This is a genomic window from Coleofasciculus sp., from assembly GCF_046539235.1.
In the GTDB taxonomy this organism is placed as follows: domain Bacteria; phylum Cyanobacteriota; class Cyanobacteriia; order Cyanobacteriales; family Coleofasciculaceae; genus Coleofasciculus.
In genome coordinates, this window is sequence record NZ_JBKHHI010000428.1 from 1 (window position 1) to 5,525 (window position 5,525).

At 48.5% G+C, this 5,525-nt stretch carries 4 protein-coding genes and 1 riboswitch; all 4 genes read left to right on the forward strand.

Annotated elements, in window-relative coordinates; genetic code table 11:
• Window positions 1–130: 130 nt before the first annotated feature.
• Window positions 131–273: riboswitch (cobalamin riboswitch) on the forward strand.
• Window positions 274–609: 336 nt separating this feature from the next.
• Window positions 610–2,622, forward strand: a complete 2,013-nt coding sequence (locus tag ACLFWI_RS25930) for a TonB-dependent receptor plug domain-containing protein (RefSeq protein WP_446415316.1) — start codon at window positions 610–612, stop codon at window positions 2,620–2,622.
• Between the two features lie 9 nt (window positions 2,623–2,631).
• The gene (locus ACLFWI_RS25935) at window positions 2,632–3,516 is read left to right on the forward strand and encodes a (2Fe-2S) ferredoxin domain-containing protein (protein ID WP_446415313.1); all 885 of its coding nucleotides are present in this window, start codon (window positions 2,632–2,634) and stop codon (window positions 3,514–3,516) included.
• A 42-nt stretch (window positions 3,517–3,558) separates the two neighbouring features.
• Entirely contained in the window at window positions 3,559–4,161 is a 603-nt protein-coding gene (locus ACLFWI_RS25940; protein ID WP_446415314.1) for a hypothetical protein, read from the forward strand.
• Window positions 4,162–4,268: 107 nt separating this feature from the next.
• Entirely contained in the window at window positions 4,269–5,009 is a 741-nt protein-coding gene (locus ACLFWI_RS25945; protein ID WP_446415315.1) for a metallophosphoesterase, read from the forward strand.
• Window positions 5,010–5,525: the final 516 nt, after the last annotated feature.

The following is a 5,525-nucleotide window of genomic DNA, read 5'->3' on the forward strand; positions in this document are numbered from 1 at the left end:
GGCGTACCGTGGGAGTACAAGCTGATAATTATTTTCAATAGATGTATTGCTAAATGGGTTTCCTTGTCAAGTATCCCTGTGCAAAAAAAAAGTCAAAGCCTGACAAGTGCTAATGACTGGAATGGTGATATAGTTGAAATCGGAACTCGGTTCTAACGGGGAGCAGCCGTTAGAGGTAACGGGGAAAGTTCGGTGTAAATCCGGCGCTGTCCCGCAACTGTGATGAGACTGATGTCTCTGAGTCAGGATGCCCGCCGATGTTAGTTGAACTGTAATTCTATCTGCGAGGTACAGAGGATGGTAAATGCATTTTTTCCACATTCAATAACTCTGAGAATAATTTTGCCGCTACATCTCTAGCGTTGCTGGTTTTGACTCGCTGGTTTTGACTCGCTGGTTTTGACGTAGAGTAGAACGCTCTCGTCAGCCTTCTTCAATTAGTTGTTTTGGGCAACAGTTGCGTTGTTGCTTAGGATAATTTCTTTGTTATTGCGACGGCAAGGCGTCATAAGGTGACGAATTGTAGTCGTGAGTAACGCATCTAAACACCCTTTTCAGGCATTTTGCGAGGTTTCAGTGGATAACAGTTGTTTGTTTTCCCCCCAGAATATGGGGATGTTGGGCGGGAGTTTGACTGGATTGATAACGGTAGTGATGATCGCTTCTACACCAAGTGCAATCGCCCAAACGCCATCACCCGACGCCGACATCGAGGCAGAAGAAATTGAAATTATCGTCATAGACGAAATTTTGAATCAGCCCGTGTATGCACCATTTCGGCGAGAAGCCACCGTGAGAGACTCCACCCGTCCAGTCTATGTGATTAACCGGGAGCAGATTGAAGCCCAGGGAGCGAGGACAGTTCAGGAAGCTTTAAAATACCTGCCAGGAATTCTGAGTGATGGCACGGCTGGGGGGGAGTTGGGTGCCTTGAGCAGTCAGTTTATCCGTGGCTCCAATTCGGCACAGGTCTTAATTTTACTCGATGGTCGCCCGATTAATGATGTGGGTTTTTTTGGTGGGTTTGACCTGTCAGAATTCACAACCGATAACATTGAACGCATTGAGTTACTGCCGGGGGGTGGCTCTACCCTTTATGGTTCAGACGCACTAGGTGGTGTGATTAACATTATCACTCGTGTCCCATCAGATCAACCCGAAGTTACCCTGCGGACAGCAGCAGGTAGCTTTGGCTTAAATGAGCAGGCAATTCAAACCAGGGGGCGCAGTGGCGGAATTGGTTGGACATTAGGTTACACGCGCACTGAGGCGGAGAATGATTTTCCCTTCGAGATTGATCGCATTAACCTAGAGGATGATCGCGACAATGCCGATGTTTTGTACAATAACGCCAACTTGAAGCTAGAAGGGCAACTGGATAATCGCAACACCCTCAGCTTCAGCGCCCTCTACCTCACCAAAGATTTTGGGGTGGCTGGAGGGGTGCCGATTCCAGATAGTATTGGCGAATTTAACACCCTTACCCCTAAAGCACGGCAATATACCGATGAAGTGTTGTTAGATCTGACTTGGCAATCCAAATTAGGGGGTGGCGACGATTCCCTGCTAACCAGCCGCATCTATGCCGATTTCCTTAACTATAACTACAACAATCCCGACCCAGACACCTTTGGGACTCAAGATGAGGTGAATCGTCGGGCGATTGGGCTGCAAGTGCAGCACAACTGGCAAGTGGCGAATAACCAAACGCTCACCTATGGTGCCGATTACCGCAACACGCGATCGCGCAATACTACCTTCAGTTACGGTATTAACACGACTGAGGTCAACTACGATGGCGACATCACCCAAGGCGCACTGTTTACCCGCTATGAGGCGAAGTTCACCCCCAGTTTCAGCGTCAACTTGGGGCTGCGGCAAGATTTTAATAGCCTGGTGAATGGCTCATTTACCTCTCCAAGCGTTGGCGCACGACTGGCTCTAGGAAACAGTACGACGTTACGAGCCAACTATGCCAGAAGTTTTCGGGCACCGCAAATTTCCAACCTCGAAGGATTAGCTGCTTTTAATGTGGAGGGGAATCCTGAGTTAAAACCGGAACGGGGAGATAGCTTTGACATCGGTATCGACCAAGAATTGGGTGAGATTGGGTTACTGCGGCTTACCTTTTTTAGTAACACCATTTCCGATCTGATTAATTTTAAGTTTGGCTCTCCCAGCACTTACGAAAACATCGGTAAAGTGAGAACATTGGGCTTAGAAGCGGCTCTGAATGTGGAGCTTGCCCCCAATCTTTATGCCTTTGCCAACTATACATTGAATGACCCACAGATTGTCAGCGATCGCAACCCCGATATCGAAGACAACCAACTGAGCTTCCGGGATGCCGACAGCCTCAATGTTGGACTGGCATACGAAACGCCCGGAGGACTCTATACGGGTATAATTCTGCGCCACCTCAGTCATTACTTTGTCAACAACACCAATACTGAATCCCTACCAGGATATACCACCGTCGATCTACAACTCCTTATTCCCCTAGGCAGAACTGTGGTATTCAACGGCAACCTGGATAATTTATTTGACGAGCAATATGAGCAATATCCGGGTTATCCTGCTGTGGGACGCAGCGTTCGTCTTGGTATTAGTGCCACATTTTAGGAGATTGATATGGGTGAATTTTCGACGCGAGTTACACCGCTTAACCGTTGCATTACCGAACCCCTACCAACGGGCGGACAGATTGAGTACGAAGACTTTCCCTGTACCATCAATGTCACCGGACCGATGTTGTACACTCTGTTTCAGGAGCGCTGGCAGGACACCCAAATTGGTCATGTGGTGGAGGGGGGAGTGCTGGAACTGGAATTTACCCAACCTCCGAAAATCTGCGTCCTCTACGATGGTTATCTCACGGTCGTAACTGAAGCATGGCACCTGCATCTTTGCCTGGAAGAACATTTGGGGGGTCCTCTGGCAAAAACGCCACCAGAACTGCGACAGCAGCGGTTAATTCATCGGGCATCCCTGTATCGTCGTTTGAATGAAAAGGGAGACGCTCGCAGTTGGGGTATACAATTCTGGAACGGTGCAGGGGAAAAGATGATGAATCTGTTTTTGCCCAATCCTTTTGTTGGGGAAGATGAAGATTTGTTACCGGAAGGCAAACCTCAACTGGACAAGTTGAGTCTTTACCAGGAATTACGCGAGATTTACGTCCTGGGTATCCGCCCGATCCCGTTTGAGAACAACCCACTCAAGCGCCCTTATTTGGCAGTATGTCGCTCAAGTCGCTGTTACCCATCGCGCAACTGGCAGCCAATTATTGAGGCGCTGCAACAAGCCGTAAAAGAAGCCGGAATGGATGTGTATGTGATGTCGTCCGGTTGTTTGGAGGTTTGCAAGATGGGACCTGTGGTGTTTTATTCAGGAGATAGAACCTGGTATACCCGCGTCAATCCTGATGTTGCTCGTCGGATTGTGCGGGAGCATTTGGTGCAAGGTCAACTAATTAAAAACCATCTTTATCCGCCAGGAGTAAAGGTGGAAGGTTGATGGTTCGCTGTTTTAACTCGCTTATTATCAGGAGAACATACAATGAGTTACGTTGAATCGAGTGTGGCGTTCAAACAACCTACTGTCCTAGATTGGCAGTGGGGATGGGAAGCGATCGCTAAACGTCAATTATGGTTTTTCCTACTCTTGACTCTGGGGAGTGCTAGCAATGTCCTGTATACTTGCACCGTTCCCTTGGTAGGATTGGGTGCGATCGCTGGAGCAACGCTTCCCCGTCGCCGTGCTCTTGTCACGGTTATGAGTATGTGGTTAGCCAATCAAGTCTTAGGATTCACGATTCATCAGTATCCCTGGACGCTCTCCACCTTTGCCTGGGGATTGGTGCTAGGCTTGGGAGCCGTTCTGGTGACTCTGCTAGCCTCTCTCAAGCTCAAGCTCAGTCAAAACGACTTGACTGCTTATGGTGCGTGGTTAGGAATTGCTCTGGTGATTGGTTTTGGGGTTTACGAGTTAACGATTTGGTTGGCTTGTTTGGTGCTGGGGGGATGCGACAGTTTTACCCTGCCAATTTTATGGGGAATTTTCCAAGGGAATGCGATTTGGGCGATTTCCCTGACAGCGATTCACAGCTTGCTTGTTTGGGATACCCTACGCCTATGTCGGCGCAATGGGACACCTCTTTAAAAAAAATGCCTAAAACTGGGAACGTTGGATAGCTCAATCCCCACCTCATCCTGGTGGAGTTGAGCGCCATTCTCAACGCTGCACACCGAAAAGCGAAATTGATGCCCATGTCCATCACCATCGCTCAACTCACTGATACCCACCTCTGCTGCTATCCTGACGCTGAACTGCGCGGCTGTCGTCCTTGGCACAGACTCAAAGCTGTGATGCAGCGTGTCGCTCAAGTCAAGCCAGATTATCTCTTGCTGACAGGAGACATTGCCGATACGGGTTCACCCTCTGCCTATCAACAATTAATTGACCTGATTAGCCCTCTGCAAATTCCCACCTACTGGCTTTCCGGCAACCACGATTGCCCGTCGGTAATGGCAGAAGCTCTTGTTCATCCCCTTTTCCATGCACCGCCAGCCGTAACTTTGGGAGATTGGCAATTGGTGTTATTGAATTCAACCTTACCTACTGCTCGTTTTGGGGAAGGGGAAATATCTCAACATTCCTTGCAAAGTCTAGCAAAAATTCTCGAAATCGAACGTCCCACCCTAATTGCTCTGCACCATCACCCCTTACCCTTTGGCATTGATTGGCTCGATCAGATGCAAGTTCAAAATGCCGATGAACTCCTTGCCTTGATTGATCGCGCCTCCCAAGTACAAGCCGTAGTATTTGGTCATATTCACACCACGTTTCACCAACAACGGGGCAATACTCATTTTTACGGCAGTCCTTCCACTTGTTTGCAGTTAGATTTACCTCAAGCTATGCCCAAGGACAAGCAACCGGGTTTTCGCTTGCTCCACTTGCATCCCGATGGCACGCACCAGACTGCAATTTATCGCGTTGTGGTATGACGTTCAACGGGTTTCCCTTCAAAAAATCGGGAGAATAAATATAGAGGTTGATAGATCATCCCTATCAAAGACGTTTTCACAGCTTAATGAATATTATTCGCTAGAGAGCTGATCAAGTATTCCCAGCTCCCAGACGTACCCTGTTACGTCTCTACAAGCTCCCAGACGTAGCAGGCTACGTTTATACAAGCTTACCCAGCTCAAGTATTTCCGCTCCGCCGCGCTGCCTCCAGTTATTTTTCTTGACAATGACCGCTTGGTCATTTTATTATCATCTGACGCTTAATGAAAGCTATATGCAATAATTGGGAGCGGTTAATAAGGTGCATAGCGTTTCAACATCCCCACGCTACTGACGTGGAGCGTGGGGATTGTCGGACAAACGGCAAGTTAAACCGTTGAATACCGCACAGAGTCTCAGTTTGGCACAGACATTCGGATACTTCCCTAGTCCGGACTCACTCGTGCGACCTGAACTGGTCATCTAGTATGGGAAGCCGACTTCCCTAGAGGATT

Excerpts from the sequence above, each read along its gene's own strand:
- ACLFWI_RS25945 (WP_446415315.1), top strand. The coding sequence starts at position 4,269 with ATGTCCATCACCATCGCTCAACTCACTGATACCCACCTCTGCTGCTAT.
- ACLFWI_RS25930 (WP_446415316.1), top strand. The coding sequence starts at position 610 with ATGGGGATGTTGGGCGGGAGTTTGACTGGATTGATAACGGTAGTGATG.
- ACLFWI_RS25940 (WP_446415314.1), top strand. The coding sequence starts at position 3,559 with ATGAGTTACGTTGAATCGAGTGTGGCGTTCAAACAACCTACTGTCCTA.
- ACLFWI_RS25935 (WP_446415313.1), top strand. The coding sequence starts at position 2,632 with ATGGGTGAATTTTCGACGCGAGTTACACCGCTTAACCGTTGCATTACC.